General features: G+C 44.8%; 16 protein-coding genes and 1 pseudogene. 8 read left to right on the forward strand and 9 right to left on the reverse strand.

Annotated features, from left to right (window positions below):
* Positions 1-207: 207 nt before the first annotated feature.
* From Q4B79_RS08780 to glmM, 3 genes are all read right to left on the reverse strand, one after another.
* On the reverse strand, positions 208-570 hold the full coding sequence (locus tag Q4B79_RS08780; protein ID WP_303086044.1) for a hypothetical protein: 363 nt from the start codon (positions 568-570) through the stop codon (positions 208-210).
* On the reverse strand, positions 567-836 hold the full coding sequence (locus Q4B79_RS08785) for a hypothetical protein (RefSeq protein WP_303086045.1): 270 nt from the start codon (positions 834-836) through the stop codon (positions 567-569). Before Q4B79_RS08785 ends, Q4B79_RS08780 begins: the two co-directional genes overlap by 4 nt.
* Before the next feature lie 68 nt (positions 837-904).
* A complete protein-coding gene (gene glmM / locus Q4B79_RS08790) occupies positions 905-2,257 on the reverse strand; it encodes a phosphoglucosamine mutase (protein WP_303086046.1) in 1,353 nt (450 codons plus the stop codon).
* A 193-nt stretch (positions 2,258-2,450) separates the two neighbouring features.
* Between glmM and Q4B79_RS08795 the strand changes: the two genes are divergently transcribed.
* Positions 2,451-5,417: an insulinase family protein gene (locus Q4B79_RS08795; protein ID WP_303086047.1), complete on the forward strand. Its 2,967-nt coding sequence runs from the start codon at positions 2,451-2,453 to the stop codon at positions 5,415-5,417.
* Between the two features lie 55 nt (positions 5,418-5,472).
* On the opposite strand, the gene trpC is transcribed toward Q4B79_RS08795, so the two are convergent.
* The 4 genes from trpC to Q4B79_RS08815 form a co-directional block, all read right to left on the reverse strand.
* Positions 5,473-6,288, reverse strand: a complete 816-nt coding sequence (trpC, locus tag Q4B79_RS08800) for an indole-3-glycerol phosphate synthase TrpC (protein ID WP_303086048.1) — start codon at positions 6,286-6,288, stop codon at positions 5,473-5,475.
* Between the two features lie 65 nt (positions 6,289-6,353).
* Positions 6,354-7,418 (reverse strand): anthranilate phosphoribosyltransferase, encoded by a 1,065-nt coding sequence (trpD, locus tag Q4B79_RS08805; RefSeq protein ID WP_303086049.1) that lies wholly within the window; start codon positions 7,416-7,418, stop codon positions 6,354-6,356.
* 24 nt (positions 7,419-7,442) lie between these two features.
* Complete coding sequence (locus tag Q4B79_RS08810) at positions 7,443-8,066, reverse strand: aminodeoxychorismate/anthranilate synthase component II (RefSeq protein ID WP_303086050.1); 624 nt, start codon at positions 8,064-8,066, stop codon at positions 7,443-7,445.
* A gap of 442 nt (positions 8,067-8,508) precedes the next feature.
* A complete protein-coding gene (locus Q4B79_RS08815) occupies positions 8,509-8,637 on the reverse strand; it encodes a hypothetical protein (protein WP_303086051.1) in 129 nt (42 codons plus the stop codon).
* A gap of 226 nt (positions 8,638-8,863) precedes the next feature.
* On the opposite strand from Q4B79_RS08815, the gene Q4B79_RS08820 reads away from it, so the two are divergent.
* Both Q4B79_RS08820 and Q4B79_RS08825 read left to right on the forward strand, forming a co-directional pair.
* On the forward strand, positions 8,864-10,117 hold the full coding sequence (locus Q4B79_RS08820) for a serine hydrolase (protein WP_303086052.1): 1,254 nt from the start codon (positions 8,864-8,866) through the stop codon (positions 10,115-10,117).
* A 77-nt stretch (positions 10,118-10,194) separates the two neighbouring features.
* Positions 10,195-11,127: a branched-chain amino acid transaminase gene (locus Q4B79_RS08825; RefSeq protein WP_303086053.1), complete on the forward strand. Its 933-nt coding sequence runs from the start codon at positions 10,195-10,197 to the stop codon at positions 11,125-11,127.
* A 211-nt stretch (positions 11,128-11,338) separates the two neighbouring features.
* On the opposite strand, the gene Q4B79_RS08830 is transcribed toward Q4B79_RS08825, so the two are convergent.
* Positions 11,339-12,622, reverse strand: a complete 1,284-nt coding sequence (locus Q4B79_RS08830) for an acetyl-CoA C-acetyltransferase (RefSeq protein WP_303086054.1) — start codon at positions 12,620-12,622, stop codon at positions 11,339-11,341.
* A 204-nt stretch (positions 12,623-12,826) separates the two neighbouring features.
* On the opposite strand from Q4B79_RS08830, the gene Q4B79_RS08835 reads away from it, so the two are divergent.
* Positions 12,827-14,182, forward strand: a complete 1,356-nt coding sequence (locus Q4B79_RS08835) for a 3-oxoacyl-ACP reductase (RefSeq protein ID WP_303086055.1) — start codon at positions 12,827-12,829, stop codon at positions 14,180-14,182.
* 59 nt (positions 14,183-14,241) lie between these two features.
* The gene (locus Q4B79_RS08840) at positions 14,242-15,117 is read left to right on the forward strand and encodes a MaoC/PaaZ C-terminal domain-containing protein (RefSeq protein ID WP_303086056.1); all 876 of its coding nucleotides are present in this window, start codon (positions 14,242-14,244) and stop codon (positions 15,115-15,117) included.
* Positions 15,118-15,171: 54 nt separating this feature from the next.
* Here Q4B79_RS08840 and Q4B79_RS08845 read toward each other — a convergent pair whose 3' ends face one another.
* Entirely contained in the window at positions 15,172-15,945 is a 774-nt protein-coding gene (locus Q4B79_RS08845; protein WP_303086057.1) for a MipA/OmpV family protein, read from the reverse strand.
* Positions 15,946-16,207: 262 nt separating this feature from the next.
* Between Q4B79_RS08845 and Q4B79_RS08850 the strand changes: the two genes are divergently transcribed.
* From Q4B79_RS08850 to Q4B79_RS08860, 3 genes and pseudogenes are all read left to right on the forward strand, one after another.
* Positions 16,208-17,752: an ABC transporter substrate-binding protein gene (locus tag Q4B79_RS08850; protein WP_303086058.1), complete on the forward strand. Its 1,545-nt coding sequence runs from the start codon at positions 16,208-16,210 to the stop codon at positions 17,750-17,752.
* A gap of 226 nt (positions 17,753-17,978) precedes the next feature.
* Positions 17,979-18,872 carry a tetratricopeptide repeat protein gene (locus tag Q4B79_RS08855; RefSeq protein ID WP_303086059.1) on the forward strand — a complete coding sequence of 298 codons (894 nt, stop codon included), beginning with the start codon at positions 17,979-17,981 and terminating at the stop codon, positions 18,870-18,872.
* Between the two features lie 84 nt (positions 18,873-18,956).
* A pseudogene (locus tag Q4B79_RS08860) lies at positions 18,957-19,170 on the forward strand (hypothetical protein); the annotation flags it as partial.

Raw genomic sequence — 19,170 nt, forward strand, 5'->3', positions numbered from 1 at the left:
TTTCATCGGTTTCGCCTATGGCAATTTTCATTCGTTCAATATCAAAATACAATTCTTCATCGCACGCAAATTCATATAACAATTCATCAACCGTAACACCCGCTCTTTGAGCTTTGGCGATAATTAATTCTACGGTGGTGGGGGGTAAGTCTAGTATCATTGTTTTTTTCCTTGTTTTTGGAAGGTTTCATATTGGTTTAATTGGCATTATATCAATTTTTCCAAAGTTGGTAAGATAAATGGTGGGTGAATGCCAATATCCACAAGAATAATTTCACTATCAAATCTTTGATAATGTAAAATATACTCGCTTGTCATATCGCCAAACTCGCCAACATAATATGGTATGCCAATATGATAATGCCATAAACAATGTTTTTGGGCATAATCAAAATTGGCCCGTTGTTTTTTAGTATGGGTATTTTTTGGGGCGGAGAATTTGTTTCTTCCCGCCAAGCCTTTTAAGCCATAATTTTCCACATACGCCACAAATTCAAACACTTTTTGTTGATGATCGTCCGACAAAGTCAAAAATAATTGATAAAAATATTTACTGGTACGGACTTTCATGCAAAACTCTCATGCAAAAACTGCTTAAAAGTTGTCAAATCTTTTAAAGCTGATTTTGGAATTTCAACCGTATTTTTTAATCTGTCTTCTGGTGTTTCTAATCCTTGCATTGCGATTTTCATTTGTTCAATGTCAAAATACAATTCGTCATTGGGCAAAAATAATTGCTTTAAACCATTAGTCGCCACTTGCTCGGCGGATATGCCTTGTTGCTCGGCGGTTTGAATGATGATGGTTTCAAGTTCTGGGGGTAGGTCTAGTATCATTGTTTTTTTCCTTTTTAAAGTAATTTCTTAATAAGGGCGAATTGCAATTCGCCCCTACGCACAAATCTTTACCCAAGTATACTTTTGACTTTCTCCGCCAACTCCCCCGCCAAGCGTTTGGCAAGCTCGCCATCTTGGGCTTCTACCATCACTCTGATGACAGGTTCGGTGCCTGATTTGCGGATTAACAGTCGCCCTGTGTCGCCTAAGATGTTTTGGGCTTTGGCAAATTCGGCTTGCAGTTCGGCATTATCATTGGGGTCTTTCATCTGGCTTAGGCGAACATTGATGAGTGTCTGTGGATAAGGGGTATAACCCTTTGTTAAATCAGATAATTTTCCACTTTTTTTAACCAAAATCGCCAGCACCTGCAAGCCTGCCACAATCGCATCACCTGTGCGAGATTTGTCAAGGCACAAAATATGCCCAGACGACTCGCCACCAATCACATAGCCATATTTTTCAAGCTCTTGCATCACATAGCGGTCGCCCACTTTGGCACGCACAAAGTCTATGCCCTGCCCCTTTAAATGCGTTTCTAGTGCCATATTACTCATCAGCGTACCGACCACGCCAGCAGGCTTTTCGTCCGCTCCATTTGCCAAGACATAAAGAATGCTGTCGCCGTCCAAAATCTGTCCATTTTCGTCCACCATCACAATGCGGTCGCCATCGCCATCAAGGGCAATGCCCAAATCGGCTTTGTGTTCTAGCACCAATTTTTGCAAGGTTTCGGGGTGGGTTGAACCGCAGTTATCATTGATGTTCGTGCCGTTTGGCTCATTAGCAAAGGCAATGACAGTCGCCCCAAGTTCACGTAAAACTCGGGGAGCAACGCTGTATCCTGCCCCATTGGCACAGTCCACCACAATGGTCAAACCACGCAAATCGCACTGGTAAGGAAACGAGCCTTTACAATATTCAATATACCGCCCCTTAGCATCATCAATGCGGTAGCTTTTGCCAAGTTTGCTTGGGTAATTTTCAAGGCGTGATAGTGAGTCGCCGTGTATCATTTCGTCCAGTTTGGCGTTGATGGCGGATTGGGTGTCGTCCGAGATTTTTTTGCCCTCAGATGAAAAGAATTTGACACCATTGTCGCCATAAGGGTTGTGGCTTGCTGAAATCACCACGCCCATATCGGCGTGAAAACTTCTTGCCAAATGAGCAATCGCAGGGGTTGGCAAAGGCCCGAGTAGGTGTACGTCCACGCCTGCCGAGTTAAAGCCTGCTTGCAAGGCAGATTCAATAACATAGCCTGAGATACGAGTGTCTTTGCCGATAACCACGCTTGGGCGTTTGCCCCCGTTTTCTTGCAATAAAACCTGCCCTGTGGCATAGCCAAGTCGTAATAAAAAATCAGGCGTGATGGGAAATTGTCCAAATGCCCCACGAATGCCGTCTGTACCAAAGTAGCTCATGATTGACCCTTAACATGAAAAATGATATTAAGTATAACGCCAAAACTCACGACAATCCAATAATTTTTGGTATGATAAAAGTTAATAGGGTAAACAATAATTTTTATCAGTTTTTATCAATTTTTAACATTCGCCCTTGTTTAAATCACAAAACTTTGCCACAATATAGCACTTTTATTTTTTGGAAAAACCCATGACAGAGCTGACCTTACACCCCGCCTTTACCCTAAAACATCGCCACCACATCGATGCCCTTGACATCACGGTGCTGACCTGTGAACATAGTGCCACAGGGGCGACCCATTATCATCTGGCGTGTGATAATGACGAAAACGCCTTTATGATTGGCTTTGCCACTCAGCCGATGACTTCTCGGGGAGAAGCTCACATCTTGGAGCATGTGGTGCTGTGTGGCTCAGAAAAATACCCCGTGCGAGACCCGTTTTTTAGCATGATTAAACGCTCGCTCCAAACTTTCATGAATGCCATGACCGCCAGCGACTGGACGGTTTATCCCTTTGCCAGCCAAAATAAAAACGACTATTTTAACTTACTCTCCGTCTATCTGGACGCGGTATTTTTCCCCAACATTCATGAGCTAGACTTTGCCCAAGAAGGCATTCGCATTGAGCTTGATGATGACGGCAAACCTGAATATCACGGCATTGTCTTTAATGAGATGAAAGGGGCGATGAGTGGCGAGATTGACCAGCTTTATTATGCCCTTGTACCCCATTTGTATCCGACCACCACTTATCATTACAATTCGGGGGGCGACCCAAAAGAGATTGTCAAATTAAAGCATGAAGATTTGGTCAATTTCCATCAGGCTCATTATCACCCCTCTAACGCCATCATCATGAGCTTTGGCAACATTGGCGTAAGTGAGATTCAAGCCAAAATCCACGATGACGCCCTGTCTCGCTTTAACGATGTGGAAAAAGTGGCTCGTGGCAAAAAATTTGTCTCCATGACCGAGACCCGCCTTGATACGCCCGTACAAATCCACGACACTTATACTGCTGACATGAGTGGCGAAAAAATGACCCATCAAGTGCTGGCGTGGCTACTGCCTAGCATTCTTGACCCCAAACAGCGTTTGGCACTTCGCCTCATGGAGGGCGTGCTGATTGAACACGCAGGCTCGCCTTTGCGAGCATATTTGGACAGCTCGGAGCTTGGCACTTCGGCAAGTCCGCTACTGGGGCTTGATGACAGTCATTATGAAATGGCGTTTTATGCAGGGCTTCGTGGCTCAGAAAAAGAGCTGGCGGACGAAGTTGAGCAGGGTATTTTAAATGTCTTAAAATCGGTGGCACAAAACCCCATTGATGATGAAGTCATCGAGACCATTTTACATCAGATTGAGATTGACCAACGCCACATCGGGGGCGACAGTATGCCCTATGGCTTGACGCTTATGTTAGAGGGGTTTGGCACGGCACTTCATGGCGGAGACCCTGTCGATGTGTGGGAGATTGATGAGCATTTGTCGTGGCTAAGACAGCAGGTCAAAGAGCCAAATTGGGTGCAAAATCTCATCAAAACGCACCTCATTGACAACCCTCACCGTGTCCGCCTGACCCTAAGCCCTGACAAGGACAAAGCCCAAAGGCTCATCGATGATGAAAAGGCGAGCTTGGCGGAGCTTGACAAAACTTTAAGCGATGAGGATAAAGCACTCATTCGCCAAAAGTCTGCCGAGCTTGCCGAGCGTCAAGCGATGATAGATGATGTGGACATTTTACCCAAAGTGGGACTTGACGACATTCCCAGTCAGATGAAATTTGCCCACGCCAAAAAACAGCCACTCGCCATTCATGGTACTGACCGCACCCTGTACGAATATCATGCAGGTACGAACGGACTGTATTATTATCAGCTCGTCATTGATTTAAATAATGATTTGGACATTTTAAATAATCCACTGTTGCCGACTTATCTGGGGCTACTGTCAGAGCTGGGTACGGATAAGTATGACGCTCGCACTTTTCAAGCGGTGCAAGCCTCACTCTCATCAGGCGTAACCGCTCGCATTTCACAGCGTACCGACCGCCATGATAAGGAGGCGATGACAAGCTATTTGGTGCTGGCAACCCGTGCCTTAGCCCGTAAACCTGAGGCGATTGGGCTTGTAAGCGAAGTGCTAAACGACACCATTTTCACCGAAACTGACCGCATGAGTGAGCTTTTGCAACAAAAACAAGCCTCATGGCAATCTCGCCTGTCTGCTAGCGGACACAGCTACGCCATACAGACCGCCAGCCGTGGCATGAGCAGATTATCCTCGCTAGAATATCAGTATTCGGGCTTGCCTGCCTTATCCGCCCTCAAAGCCTTTTTGAAAAATGGCGCAACCGACCAAGCGGTTTGGGCAGAATTATCCGCTCGCCTTGCCACACTCCATCAGCGTATCCAAGCCCTACCCAAAGAAGTGATTTTGGTGTGTGAGGCAGACAAAGCAGATGAGTTAAAAGCCGTCATCAGCCAAGTGTTAAACGCACCTGTGTCTGTACCAAGCCAAGACAACGCACCTACCCAGCCGTTACCTTTTGACACGCTGGTGGTCAATGACGACAATCAAGACCTAGCGTGGCTCATCTCCACCAATGTCCACCACAACGCTGCTGCCTATCCTGCCGTAACCTCAGGGCATGAGGATGCACCTGCCCTGACCATCTTAGCCCCATTTTTGCGTAATGGCTATCTGCATTCAGCAATCCGTGAAAAGGGTGGGGCGTATGGCGGTGGGGCGAGCTTTGATGCCAATGCGTCGAGTTTTCGCTTTTATAGCTACCGCGACCCACATTGTGAGGCGACCTTTGAGCATTTTAAAAAGAGTGTGGATTGGTTACTTGATAACGAGCATGACCCCGCACAGTTGGAAGAGGCGATTTTGGGCGTTGTGGGTGGCATGGACAAACCTGCCTCCCCAGCAGGCGAGGCGGTCAAATGCTGTTTTAATGAGCTACACGGTCGCACGCCAGAGCTACAAGAGCAGCTACGAGCCAAACTGTTAGCCGTTAGCATTGATGACCTAAAACGCGTGGCACGCACTTACCTAAAAGACAAACCCTGCATGCGAGCAAGCCTTGCCCCACTTGAAAAAGAGAGCGAGATGACGGCTCTTGGTTTTGAGTGTAAAAGACTAAGTGATTAGTAAAAACAAAAGGAGAGGGCGACAAACCTCTCCTTTATTGCTTGTGCTTGTATTATTAAACCTCACTCAACAACTTCGCCAACGCCTGACCTACATTATCCGTTTTCATGAACTGCTCGCCAATGAGAAAATGATGAATGTCATGACGACCCATGAGATGTACATCGTCCGCCCCATGAATGCCACTTTCGCTGACGATGAGTGCATCCGCCCCCAACTCATCACGCAAAGTCTTGGCAAGGTTAATGGTGGTGTTTAAATCCACCTCAAAGGTGTTTAGGTTGCGGTTGTTGATGCCGTAGATGTTGTGGGCGGATTTAGGCAGTTTCAAAGCACGATGTAGCTCACTCTCGTCATGGATTTCGATAAGTACGTCCATGCCAAGCTCTATGGCGGTTTTGTGCAATGTTGCCACCGTCTCATCATCAAGGCACGCCATGATGAGCAAAATACAATCTGCCCCCAACGCACGACTTTCATAAATGTGGTATTCGTCCACCATAAAATCTTTACGCAGTACGGGCAAAGCACAGGCGTTTTTGGCTTGTATCAAATAATCATCATGCCCCATAAAATACTCACGGTCAGTCAGCACCGATAAACAAGTCGCCCCTGCCTGCTCATAAGCCTTTGCGATGGTGATGGGGTCAAAGTTATGGCAAATCACGCCTTTGGACGGACTTGCTTTTTTGATTTCGCTGATGACGCCAATTTTACCGTCAAATGTACGCAACGCCTTTGCAAAACCCCGAACAGCAGGGGAGGTTTTTGCTTTTTCTTTTAACTCATCAAGGCTCACATTGGCTTTTGCCTGTGCGATTTCTAGGTGTTTGGTGGCAACGATTTTTTGTAAAATGGTGGGGGTGGACATGGATTTTCCTTTTTTGTCATTAAAATAAAGAAAAAATGTACTGACAACATCAGTACATTTAAACATTACTGTTGAAATTTTTGGGTAAATTGAGCAAAGGCTTGTAATTTATCCCATGCCTTGCCACTTTGTAGGGTTGTCAGAGCAAGCTCCACACCCGATTTAAAATCATCAGCCACACCACACAGATACAGGCTCGCTCCTGCATTTAGGGCGATGATGTGTTGGGCTTTTTGGGTACGCTCATCGTGGATTTGGTTTTGTAAGGCGTGCTTAATCAGCTCAAAACTCTCATTAGACGATCCCACCGCCAAGCCATCGAGCGACTGCATGCGAATACCGACATCGTCAGGGCTGATTTTAAAGGTACGAGTTTGACCGTCTTTGTACTCACAGACGGTGGTGGGCGTAGTAAGGCTAATCTCGTCAAGCCCATCATCGCTATGCACCACCCACACATGACGAGAGCCAAGCTCGCCCATCGCTTTTGCCAGTTTTTCGCACAACGCCACATCATACACCCCAAGTAGGGTATTTGGGGCGGAGGCAGGGTTGGTAAGTGGCCCTAAAATATTAAAAATCGTACGGATTTTCAACGCTCCACGCACCGCTTTGGCGTGTCGCATGGCGGGGTGATGATTGGGAGCAAACATAAAGCACACGCCTGTCTCGTCCGCACATTGGGCGACTTGTTCGGCATTTAACGCCAAATTCACGCCTGCCGATGTCAGCAAATCAGACGCACCCGAACGGCTAGACACGCCCGTACTACCATGCTTGGCGACCATGCCACCTCCTGCGGCAATGACAAAGGCGGAGGCGGTAGAGACATTAAATAAATTTGCTCCATCGCCACCTGTCCCCACAATGTCTACCGCATTGTCGGCACTTAGCGTAACTTTGTTGGCAAATGACCGCATAACACGAGCAGAAGCGGTAATCTCGTCCACCGTCTCGCCCTTAATCCGCCATGCCGTTGCAATCGCTGACAGTAACACATCAGGACACTCACCCGACATGACCAGCGTCATGAGCTTTGTGGTGTCATCTTGGCTCAAATCCTTGCTAGCCACCAAGTCATTTAAAATTTTTACCAAAAATGCGTGGGTTTTTGTGTCAAGTTCGCTCATTTTTTGTCCTTAAATTTTAAATCATCAAGCCACTTCTGGCAATTCATCATCGGTAAGCACCGCCAAACCATAGCGTTTTAGAAAGTTATTAAACAGCTGATAGCCATGCTCGCTTAAAATGGATTCTGGGTGAAATTGCACGCCTTCAATGTCCAGCGTTTTGTGGCGTACGCCCATAATCTCGCCCATCGAGCCATCCTCGTTTTGTGTCCATGCAGTAATGGCAAGGCATTCTGGCAAAGTATTTTTATCAATCACGAGCGAATGATAACGCACCACTGACACAGGATTTGGTAAATTGGTAAATGCGTCTGTGTCATGATGGTACACGTCCGAGAGTCGTCCGTGCATGACTTCGCTCGCTCGCACAACTTGTCCGCCAAAGGCTTGACCGATTGCCTGATGACCCAAACACACACCCAAAATCGGAATCTGTCCGCCAAACCGCTCCAAAATCGGAATCGTTACCCCCGCTTCGCTTGGCGTACAAGGACCTGGCCCAAGTATGATGGCTTTGGGAGCAAGTCGCTCAATCTCATCAAGCGTTGTTTCGTTATTGCGTTTGACGATGATGTCCTGTTTTAACTCGCCAAAATACTGCACGATGTTATAGGTAAAGCTACAATAATTATCTATCATCAAAATCATAATTTGACTATCCTTTTGATTTGCATAATGTTTTTAAGCTATTGAGCAACAAGCTTATCACTTTGTTGTTTAAAGAAGAAAACGCACCCATTGAGTGCGTTTTTGTCATAGATTTTTAACAAAGTTTTGACCGTATTTTCTAGCCAATACGGATAAGGGTCGCTCCCATCAGGTCTTGGTATTTTACCATGTTTACGTCATCTGTCAAATGTTGAGTGTGTTATGCTGATTGGTTCGTTGGTTTGTAAAACTTGAGAATCTAAACTCATTCTTGGGTTGTTTTATCTATATCCAAAAAGCCAAAGCGGTGGGGCCATAAATGAGTGTCTCAACGCTGTGTCGCCAAAGCATATTATTATCTTTTGGGTTGTCAAACCTTGTGGAGGTTGAAAGCTTAAAAATGCTGGGGGTGCATCATGCTAGGCTTGTTTTGCCCAAAGCTTTACCGCTTCCATGATGATGACGTTTTTGGTTTTACCTGTTTTTTGGCAAGTTCGTCAAGTTCAGTAGCAAATGTTATGGGTACTTCAAAACCAATCTGCTTTATACCACGACGTTCATCGACGTTCATCGCTTTCTTTTTGGATTTGAGCTTTTGTTTTGGGGTTTTTGACGATTTTTGGCATAATACCTGACCTTTTTAAGTGCTGCACTTATTCTACCATAGAAGGTGGGATGATGACCAACCAAAATCTTGTTTTGGAACATCATGGAATCATAACATCGGCATTTTTAGATTTTGTATTTTTTTATCATTTGGTTTAGAATAGTCCATTTATTTGTGTTGAGGTGGGTACATGATGACAGACTGGCAAGATTTTGACGATATTTTGGCAAGCCTACAAATGGACGATGCTCCTGCTGGCGGTACGCTTATCATCATCAAAGACGGCAAGCAGATTGTCAATACCAGCGTGGGCAATGCCAGACCAGACATGGCGTGGAGCGACCGCACTCTATCTGTCAATTTTTCGATTGGCAAGGGCGTGATGGCGACACTCATTGCGGTACTGGTGTCTCGTGGGCTTATGTCTTATGATTTACCCATTTGTCATTATTGGGCGGAATTTGGTACAAATGGCAAGGAGTTCATCACGCCACGCCATGTTTTGACGCATACCTCAGGGCTATTTGATGTCTCAATCCTAACCCAAGACGCCAGCGAACTGACCAACTGGCAAATCATGACCCATAAAGTCTCCCAAATGTCCCCCCACACTCCCAAAGGTCAGGAGATTCACGACTACGCCAGTGCGTATAGTGCCTTAGTATCAGGTTGGATTTTGGGGGCGTTGGTCGAAAAGATAACAGGTCTACCCCTGCAAAAAGCCCTTGATACTTATCTGGCAGAGCCTTTGGGGCTAGCAGGCGAGCTGTATTGGGGCTTACCTGATGACAAACTTGACAAAGTTGCCAAGCCACTTCGTTATTTTAATGATGATAGCACCAAACGCAAACCCACACTAAAACCTGACACACCAAATATTTTGCAAACGCTTGGTAATCTACCAAGTGCACCGCTTTGGCAATCTGCTTTAAAGGACTTGCCCCTAAGCACCGCCAACATCAATAAACTATACTTTGACACCTCAAAGATGAATCTTGCCAATTACAAAAATGCCCTCATGCCAAACGGTAAAGATGGCTTATCCTATCATGATAGGCAAGTTTTGCAAGCGGTTATCCCTGCCGCCAATGGTGTTTCCACCGCTCATGCTTTGGCGACCATCTACACCATGCACGCCAATGACGGTGCGTATCAAGGACAAACTTTGATTGACCCTGATACATTGGCTGACATGCGTCAAATTCGTGTTGATGGCTTTGATGCGGTCATGCCGGCAAACATGCGTTGGCGGTCTGGTTTTCATCGCCTATTTAGCCTACAAAATACACCCAACGCTTATGGGCATATGGGCTATAATGGCTCGATTGCCTTCGCTGACCCCGATAGAAAGCTAGCATTTGCATTCATTCACAACTTTGATACCACCATGCTCAACGATGTTAGGCAGTTTGCTCTATTTGAACTTGCGATAGGTTTGGCATAAAATTTTTAATCAAATGCTAAAAATGACAAAAATAGTGCTATAATCAACGGGCAGTTTTCATTCTTTAAGGAATTTTTATGAGTCTTGCAACCCAAAACGGCAAAATGTGGCTTGATGGCAACCTTATCGACCAGCCAGACGCCAAAGTTCATGTCTTAACGCACAGCCTGCATTATGGTTTGGCGGTGTTTGAAGGTGTTCGTGCCTACCAAACGCCAGATGGTCGCACAGCGATTTTTCGCCTAAATGAACACACCGAGCGTTTGCTAAATTCTGCCAAAATTTTTCAAATGAATGTTCGTCATAGTTTTGACGAGCTTGTGCAAGCCCAAAAAGACGTGGTGCGTGAAAATGGCTTGGCTTCTGCCTATATTCGCCCAATCATTTGGGTGGGTTCAGAGAAACTGGGTATTTCTGCCAGAGATAACACCATTCATTCTGCGGTAGCAGCATGGCATTGGGGTGCGTATCTGGGCGAAGATGGCATCAAAAACGGCATTCGTGTCAAAACATCGAGCTACACCCACCACCATCCGAACGTAACCATGTGCAAGGCAAAAGCTGCCAGCAACTACCCTGTGTCAATTCTTGCCAACCAAGAAGTTACTCGCAACGGCTACGATGAAGCTATTTTGATGGACCCACAAGGCTATGTGTGTCAAGGCTCTGGCGAAAACCTATTTTTGGTCAAAAATGGCGAACTTCACACACCAGATTTGGCAGGCGGGGCATTGGACGGTATCACTCGCCGTACCATTATCCAATTTGCCAACGATTTGGGCATTAAAGTTATCGAACGTCGTATCACTCGTGATGAGTTTTATTTGGCGGACGAAATCTTTATGACAGGTACTGCTGCCGAAGTTACGCCCATTCGTGAGTATGATGACCGTGTGATTGGTAAAGGTGGTCGTGGCGAACTAACCGAACAACTTCAAAGTCTATACTTTGATGTGGTGCAAGGTCGCAATGATAAATACAAGCACTGGTTGTCTTTCGTGGACGAATAATTGCAACCAAAACAATAAAATGGGGTGTTTACATCGCCATTTTAGCCCTCAACGATTGAGGGCTTTTATTTTTTTAATGCCATTTAATTTTACTGCGATAAGGTTATTGATAAATTTATTTAACATAATGCTTTTAGAGGTATCATCAAAATAAAACCCCCCAAAATTGACATTTCAACTTTGGGGGAGGGAGGACATTTAATATATAATATCAACGCTCCAAAATACAAGTAACTCCTTGACCGCCAGCAGCACAGATGGAGATTAGGGCGCGCCCAGAGCCTTTTTGGGCAAGCAGTTTGGCGGCGGTGGCAATGATACGACCACCTGTTGCAGCAAATGGGTGTCCTGCGGCAAGCGATGAACCATTGACATTGAGTTTACTGCGGTCAATCGCTCCAAGTGGCTTGTCTAAACCCAAGCGGTTCTTACAGAAACTCTCATCTTCCCATGCTTGTAGCGTGGATAAAACTTGTGAGGCAAAAGCTTCATGAATTTCATAAAAATCAAAGTCTTGGAGCGTCAAGCCAGCTCTTGACAGCATTTTTGGTACTGCGTAGGCAGGAGCCATGAGCAAGCCTTCGGTCAGACCATTTTTGCCAATAAAATCTACCGCTGCCGTTTGTTGGTGCGTAATGTATGCCAAAGGCTCAAAACCGCGCTGTTTTGCCCATGCTTCATTTGATAATAACACGCAAGATGCCCCATCGGTCAATGGCGTGGAGTTACCTGCGGTCATGGTGGGGTTGGCATTACGCTTACCAAAAGCAGGTTTTAGTGAGCCTAGCTTTTCAAGGGTGGTGTCAGCACGCAGGTTATTATCACGAGTCAAACCTTTATAAGGGGTCATCAAATCCTCAAAAAATCCCTCTTCGTAAGCACGTGCCAAATTTTGATGGCTATTAAAGGCAAGCTCATCTTGGGCAGTACGACTGATATTCCACTCCAAAGCAGTGATGGCTTGATGTTCGCCCATAGAAAGTCTGGTGCGTGGTTCGCCATTAGCAGGGAAGGCAAGCAGGTGCTTTGGGTTGATGGCGGTCAGGGCGTTCAGGCGTGCTTTGGCGTTTTTGGCGTTGTTCATTGCCAAAAGTGGTTTACGAAGCCCATCGCCTAAGGCAATCGGTGCGTCTGATGTAGTGTCTGTGCCTCCTGCGATACCGCTGTCGATGATGCCAAGTGCGATTTTATTGGCAACTGAAAATACCGCTTGAAGTCCTGTACCACACGCCTGCGACATGTCATAAGCGGGCGTGGTTGGGGGTAGGGCGGTACTTAACAGGGCTTCTCTGGTGAGGTTTAAATCACGGCTGTGTTTGAGCACCGTGCCTGCGACCACCTCGCCAATTTCCTTATTTGCCAAATCAAAGCGGGTTACTAATCCATCTAAGGCTGCTGTAAGCATGTCGATATTGCTAGCGTCAGCATAAACCCCATTTGAGCGAGCAAAGGGAATGCGGTTTCCGCCGAGAATGGCGACTTTTTGAATGGTCATGGGATTATCCTTAAACAAAAAAGAGTGATTGTTAGCTTACCATCATTCCACACAAAAAGGGAAAAAATTTAGGCTTATTAATAATTTTTTGTTATTTTTATATTATTAATAACTTTTAATTATAATAAAGAATTTATAGCGATGTTGCTATGTTTTGTGCTAGAATGAGGGCAATTTATTTTAATGTCTTATAAAGGTGGTATCATGAGCGATCGTTATGGCGAATTGGTTCAGTCAGGATTGGGCAGAACAGTAGCAAAAAATTTGGGTTTACCCACACCCATTAAACTTGACCGTTTTGAGGTGGGTCAGCCTGTGGTGCGTGGCGAAGTGGTATTTGGCAAGGTGGGCGAGAGTGAAGTGAGCCGTGCAGTAAATTCGATTTTGCAAGCATTGGATGCTCAGACGACCACAGAGGATAAGCTTGATGAACGCCTAACTGACGAAAATGTCCGCTTTAAGGTGGCAATTTTTGATGTTACCAACATCAAAGATGTGGACGGACTGCATGCGGTGTACGAATTTTTTCATAAAATCGCCCGCCGTATCAAACCGTCTGGTCGGATTGTTGTGATTGCACGTCCCAGTTGTTGTACGGGTAAAGACATTGGCTTTGCACTTGCTCAACGTGCTGTACTTGGTTTTGTTAAATCTATCGCCAAAGAATTTAAAAAAGGCATTACCGCCAACGTCCTATACACACAAGTGGGAGCAGAAACCCATCTTGACCATGCACTGCGGTTTTTTATGTCGGCAAAATCTGCCTATGTTTCAGGGCAGGCAGTTTATATCAAAAATCGCACAGGGTTGCAGTTTGATGATTTTGATGAGAATAAACCCCTAAACGGCAAAAAAATCCTCGTAACAGGAGCGTCTCGTGGCATTGGCGAGGCTGTCGCCAAAGTGTTGGCACGAGATGGTGCCAAGCTGTACTGCCTTGATGTGCCAGCTTCTCTTGCGGACCTACAAAAAGTAGCGGGTAATTTAGGCGGTCATGCCTTGCCTCTTGATATCACTCAGTCAGATGCCGCTGAACAAATCATCAAAGCATGTGGCACGTTAGATGGTATTGTGCATAATGCTGGGGTTACTCGTGATAAGACGCTTGCTAACATGAGTGAAGATAAATGGAATTTGGTGCTTAATATCAACCTTAATGCCATTTATAAAATTAATAACCATCTGCTTGCTCATAACGGATTGTCTGATACTGCACGTATTGTATGTGTGTCTAGCATTTCAGGCATTGCAGGCAACTTAGGTCAAAGCAACTATGCCATGAGTAAAGCGGGTGTTATTGGACTGGTAGAGGCAACCGCTCAGACGCTTGCAGATACCTCTTGTAGTATTAATGCGGTTGCACCAGGTTTCATCGAAACTAAGATGACAGGGGCGATTCCGTTTGCCATTCGTGAAGCTGGTCGTCGTATGAATTCTATGAGTCAAGGTGGCGAGCCTGTGGACGTGGCAGAGACGATTTCATGGCTACTATCGCCTAAGGCGATAGGTCTAAATGGTAACGTGGTACGTGTCTGCGGACAAAGTTTGCTTGGTGCGTGATTTTACGTAAAATTTCATCAGTGTATCAAAAGTGATACATTCAAAATAAAGGTGCCATAATGACGGAACAAAATTTTAAAGAATTGCCAAAAATGCACACCACTTATGCCAATGTCATCAAAAGCTTGATTCCACATGGCGATAATCGGGCAGGGGCGTTGCCAGAATCGGTGTATGTGGTGGATAAGTTGGTCATTGACCAAAATAACCTTAGGGACTATCGCAAGATTTGTGGGTTTATTGATGATGGGCGAGTGCCACCGACTTATTTTGCCGTTTTGTCGCAGACACTACAAATGAACATGATGGCAAAACCTGATTTTCCTTTTGCTATGTTGGGCTTGGTGCATGTAGAAAATAGTGTTACCCAATATCGCCCTATCTTTGATACCGAAACGGTCAAGATGAGTGTCAAACTAGACAACCTAAGCCCGCATGATAAAGGGCAAACTTTTGATTTTATTACGGAAGTTTATATCAAAGAGGAATTAGTCTGGCAGGGCGTTTCTACATACCTATCTCGCCAAAAAAAGCCCAAAGAGGCACGAACTACCAAAGCTTTGCCAGAGACGTCAGAGAGATTGCAACCTGATGAAAATGGCTGGGCAGAACTCATTAATATCCCTGAGGATATCGGACGGCGTTATGCGTTTGTATCGGGAGATTTTAACTTGATTCATCTACATCCTTTGTCTGCTCGTGCTTTTGGTTTTCCCAAAGCCATCGCTCACGGCATGTGGTCAAAGGCGGCAAGTATTGCTCAATTTTATGATTTGCCAAAAGCCTATCGTGTTGATGTATCATTTAAAACCCCGATTTTTTTGCCATCTAAAATCGACTTTGTCGCACGCCAAGAGGCTGAGGGTAGGGCGTTTGCCTTGTATGCTGCTGGCACAGATAAACCGCATTTGTCTGGCAAAATCACATTTTTATAAATAACATGCAAAATCAAAAATACCGTTTGATTAAACGGTATTTTATTTGGATGTTTAGAATGTGTAAGTTAGCCCTGCATGCACAGCGATATTAACATCATCATCGGTTAGAGGGCTGTTTTTTTGTGTTGATGACAGCCATTCAGCTTTTGTGCTAGCAAAAGCCCCTAGGTGGTCGGTAAATTGATATTTGCCACTGACAGAAACAAAAGGCGAATAGCTGGATTTAGCGGTATAGGTCTCTATGTTTATACCTGTTTTTTGGTTTGATTCATCGCTTTGGGCTTGGGAAATACCAAAATAATACTGATTATAGTCTTCACTATACCAATTAATGCCAACTTTTGGGTAAATAACCAATTTGTCATCGGCAAACTTAAAGCGACTGCGATGAGCCAGCGATGCAAATCGACCTTCGCTGTTACCTGTGGTATCCACGCCTGCTTTAAGTTCAAAACCGCCCACAGGCGTAATACGCATGTAGCTGATTGCCATGTTAACGCTGGGCTTGCGTTCATCTAAGCCTTTGAGTTCATCTATGATGGCATCATCAGGCTTAAAACGTCTGGCATCGTAATTAGCTCCTACACGAAACCAATTTTTGTCGTCTTTGTGAGCATAAAAACCAACATCTAACCCCTCAGCATAAACATAATCACTATCATATAAAATCAGTGGCGATACACTAACTTTGTCATCAACAGCATAAGCGTTGGAGGTGGCGCCAGCAAGTACGCCAACTGTTAAACCATTAAGATGGTCAACTTTGGCATGAGCTGAAATGGTGTAGAAAGCCAGCAAAATAAGCAAAGATGGAGTATTTTTCATAAGATATGTGTGTATTGGGTTTGAGTTTTGCATTCCATCAAACTTCGCATAATGAACATTATGTTAAATAAGATTAGATACCGTATAAGACAATCAATGATTGTCCAAAAGATCATGCTATTGTAAGTTGGTTGATATGCTAAGTCAATAAGTCAAAAATGATTTAATAAAAATTTTATACCTTGCAAACAATAAATATGAAAGCTCTTGTTTTTTTGTAAGTTATATAATAACATAATGTCTTTTATCACGGAAACAGTCAATGCATATTCTCTCAAAAACCGCCATCATCTGCCCTTTGGCAGCCATTTTGGTTGCTTGCGGTGGCGACAAATCACAAACAAGCACCCAAGCACCCACCGACAAAGCCCTCACGGTCGTTACCCCTTGGGAGATTACTAACGCCGACCCCAGTACGTCAGGTTTTGTCTATCAGCGGTTGGGTATTGGCGAGACACTCACAGATGTGGACGACAAAGGTGCTATCATTCCTGCCCTTGCCGAAACATGGGAAACCCCCGACAACGGCAAAACATGGACATTTACCCTGCGTGGCGATGTCAAATTCCATGACGGCACACCCATGACTGCCAAAGAAGTGGCAAACAGCCTAAACATCGCCCTTAAAAAACCCACCGCCCTCGAAAACGCCAAAATCAGCACCATCGAGGCAACCGATGACAAAACACTCACCTTTACCCTATCTGAGCCTGTAACCACCCTACCTGCCTTTTTGGCACATGCCACCGCCATCATCTTAGCTCCTGCGTCTTTTGATGACAAAGGACAAGCAACCACTATTATCGGCACAGGGGCGTATAAAGCCGACAACATCGAACCGCCCCAAAAACTCGAACAGTCCGCCTATGGCGACTACTGGGGACAAAAAGCAAGCATCAATCGCATTACCTACCTTGCCAACTCTCGTAGCGAAACTCGCACCCTGCTTGCTGAGGGTAACGATGACCATTTGGTTTATACGCTAGATTCAGCGAGCCTAAAACGCTTGCAAGCCAATCCTGATTTGCAAGTTGCCACCGCCACACTCGCTCGCACCATCGCCCTAAAAATGAACATCGCCGACCCACGCTTTGCTGACAAAGTCGTCCGCCAAGCCCTGTCCGATGCCATCGACCGTGATGCCATCGCCCAGTCGGTGCTACGCATTGGCGATGCGGGGGCGTATGAGTTACTACCACCGATGTTTGGGGGCTGGCAAGTAGGCAACCACAAAAAAGGCACGCCTGACTATACCGCCATCAAAGCCACCTTGCTCGCCAACGGCTTTACCGAACAAGGCGACTTGCTCCACAAAGACGGCAAGCCTTTTACCATCTCACTCATTACCTTCTCTGACCGTCCAGAGCTACCACTCATCGCCACCGCTCTCCAAGACCAATGGCGTAAAATTGGCGTGGATTTACAAGTGAACGTCACCAACGCCTCCGAAATCCCCAAAGCTCACCAAGACGGCTCACTACAAATGGCACTCTACGCCCGTAACTATGGCATGAGTCCTGACCCACTCCTTGCCCTGTCCGAAGATTTGAACCCCAAAGGCAGTGATTGGGGCGTGATGAACTACAAAAATGACGAACTCACCCAAGCCTTGCACGACATCGCCAGCACCACCGATGACGCCAAAAAAGCTGAGCTTAAACAAAAAATCGCCAAAATCCTTGTTGATGAACGTCCACTCATTCCTGTGGTCTATTATCAGCAAAGTGCCTCCGCCCACAAATCGCTACAAGGCTTGACGCTTGACCCCTTTGAGCGTAAATACAATTTGAATTTATTGAAGTGGTAACACAACAAAGACCGTTTTAATGACGGTCTTTTTTATGCCCAAAAGCAAAATAAAAGCAATGTATTTTAACAAAGGACAGACAAAATACCGCCTTTCGTTCACAGTACATTTGTGCTAATGTATGTTATTAAATTTATTCATCTCATCCATTGATTTTTTTAAAATGAAAAATCGCTCATGGATAAAATTTTCAATTCAACTCCACCCTCATGATAAGGAATGACTCATGAAAAAACTTCTATTATCCGCCCTGCTTGCCACCGCCCTACTTTCCGCCCCTGCTATGGCAAAGGTAGAGCCTGATATTATCAAGACCTCGTATGGCGATTTTGACGCACAAGGGCAATTATTATCCGCCAATGAAACCGCTTTAAAAGCAATGAATTTTAAAACTGTTCAGAAAAAAGCCAATCAAGGCGACAAAGATGCTCAATTTCATTTGGCAAAAATGTATCAATTGGGCATTCACACCCAAATAGATATGCAAAAATCACAAGAATGGTATAAAAAATCTGCCGAAAATGGCAATGCCAATGCAATGAATAATTATGTCGGATATTTAGATGAAAATGAAGCTTTGATTTGGTACAAAAAAGCCAGCGACTTAAATCAACCACACGCTAAAATGGCTTTGGCAATATATCATATTGACAAAAAAACCGATATTCAAAAAGGTGTGGACATATTATTGGAACTTGGTGAAAATGGTTTTGCCCCTGCCTATTTTGTATTATCGCAAGTTGCCGAAATATTACCCAAAGATATTTCCGAAAAACTTTATCAAAATGAAAACGACTTTTTTAATTATCTCAAAAAATCTGCCGAAATGGGATTTGCCCCTGCTCAAATGGCATTATCCGATTATTATCAAAAGAATTATGTAATGAATGCGGATAAAATCGTGCGTCCAACGGGTATTATTAACGCCTATAAATGGGCAAATCGTGCTTGTGTCAATGGCGTAGAGCGTGGTTGTCAAACGGCAGAACATTTTGCGACAATCAAAAATGCTGATTTTGGCGATGAAAAGAAACAATGCGAAATGGGCAATCAAGACGCTTGTGAAAATTATAAAATCAGCAAATACATTCAGGAGGAAATGAATAAATTGGGTAAATAATGCTTTGTTTAATTGATGAATTTTTTAAAATAAATTGAGGAAAGCGATTTTTTCCAATTCAATTAACTTTAAAAGGAAACAATTATGAAAAAAATCTTAAAACGCTCCGCCACCGCCCTAATCCTCGCAGGGGCAAATGTATTATTTAGCCAATCGGCTTTGGCGTGTACACAAAATGACCCACATTATCACGCTTGTGTTTATCACAATATTATTCTGCCACAACAACAGCAACAACAAGGTTATGGCAATTATGGCGGTTATGGTAATAATACAGGTTCAAACTACCCTAGCCAAC

Source organism: Moraxella sp. (assembly GCF_030525845.1).
Taxonomy (GTDB): Bacteria; Pseudomonadota; Gammaproteobacteria; order Pseudomonadales; family Moraxellaceae; genus Moraxella.

Bases quoted from the DNA above. Each gene is read 5' to 3' on its own strand.
- Q4B79_RS08780 (WP_303086044.1), bottom strand. From the start codon at position 570: ATGAAAGTCCGTACCAGTAAATATTTTTATCAATTATTTTTGACTTTG.
- Q4B79_RS08785 (WP_303086045.1), bottom strand. From the start codon at position 836: ATGATACTAGACCTACCCCCAGAACTTGAAACCATCATCATTCAAACC.
- glmM (WP_303086046.1), bottom strand. From the start codon at position 2,257: ATGAGCTACTTTGGTACAGACGGCATTCGTGGGGCATTTGGACAATTT.
- Q4B79_RS08795 (WP_303086047.1), top strand. From the start codon at position 2,451: ATGACAGAGCTGACCTTACACCCCGCCTTTACCCTAAAACATCGCCAC.
- trpC (WP_303086048.1), bottom strand. From the start codon at position 6,288: ATGTCCACCCCCACCATTTTACAAAAAATCGTTGCCACCAAACACCTA.
- trpD (WP_303086049.1), bottom strand. From the start codon at position 7,418: ATGAGCGAACTTGACACAAAAACCCACGCATTTTTGGTAAAAATTTTA.
- Q4B79_RS08810 (WP_303086050.1), bottom strand. From the start codon at position 8,066: ATGATTTTGATGATAGATAATTATTGTAGCTTTACCTATAACATCGTG.
- Q4B79_RS08815 (WP_303086051.1), bottom strand. From the start codon at position 8,637: ATGAACGTCGATGAACGTCGTGGTATAAAGCAGATTGGTTTTGAAGTA.
- Q4B79_RS08820 (WP_303086052.1), top strand. From the start codon at position 8,864: ATGATGACAGACTGGCAAGATTTTGACGATATTTTGGCAAGCCTACAA.
- Q4B79_RS08825 (WP_303086053.1), top strand. From the start codon at position 10,195: ATGAGTCTTGCAACCCAAAACGGCAAAATGTGGCTTGATGGCAACCTT.
- Q4B79_RS08830 (WP_303086054.1), bottom strand. From the start codon at position 12,622: ATGACCATTCAAAAAGTCGCCATTCTCGGCGGAAACCGCATTCCCTTT.
- Q4B79_RS08835 (WP_303086055.1), top strand. From the start codon at position 12,827: ATGAGCGATCGTTATGGCGAATTGGTTCAGTCAGGATTGGGCAGAACA.
- Q4B79_RS08840 (WP_303086056.1), top strand. From the start codon at position 14,242: ATGACGGAACAAAATTTTAAAGAATTGCCAAAAATGCACACCACTTAT.
- Q4B79_RS08845 (WP_303086057.1), bottom strand. From the start codon at position 15,945: ATGAAAAATACTCCATCTTTGCTTATTTTGCTGGCTTTCTACACCATT.
- Q4B79_RS08850 (WP_303086058.1), top strand. From the start codon at position 16,208: ATGCATATTCTCTCAAAAACCGCCATCATCTGCCCTTTGGCAGCCATT.
- Q4B79_RS08855 (WP_303086059.1), top strand. From the start codon at position 17,979: ATGAAAAAACTTCTATTATCCGCCCTGCTTGCCACCGCCCTACTTTCC.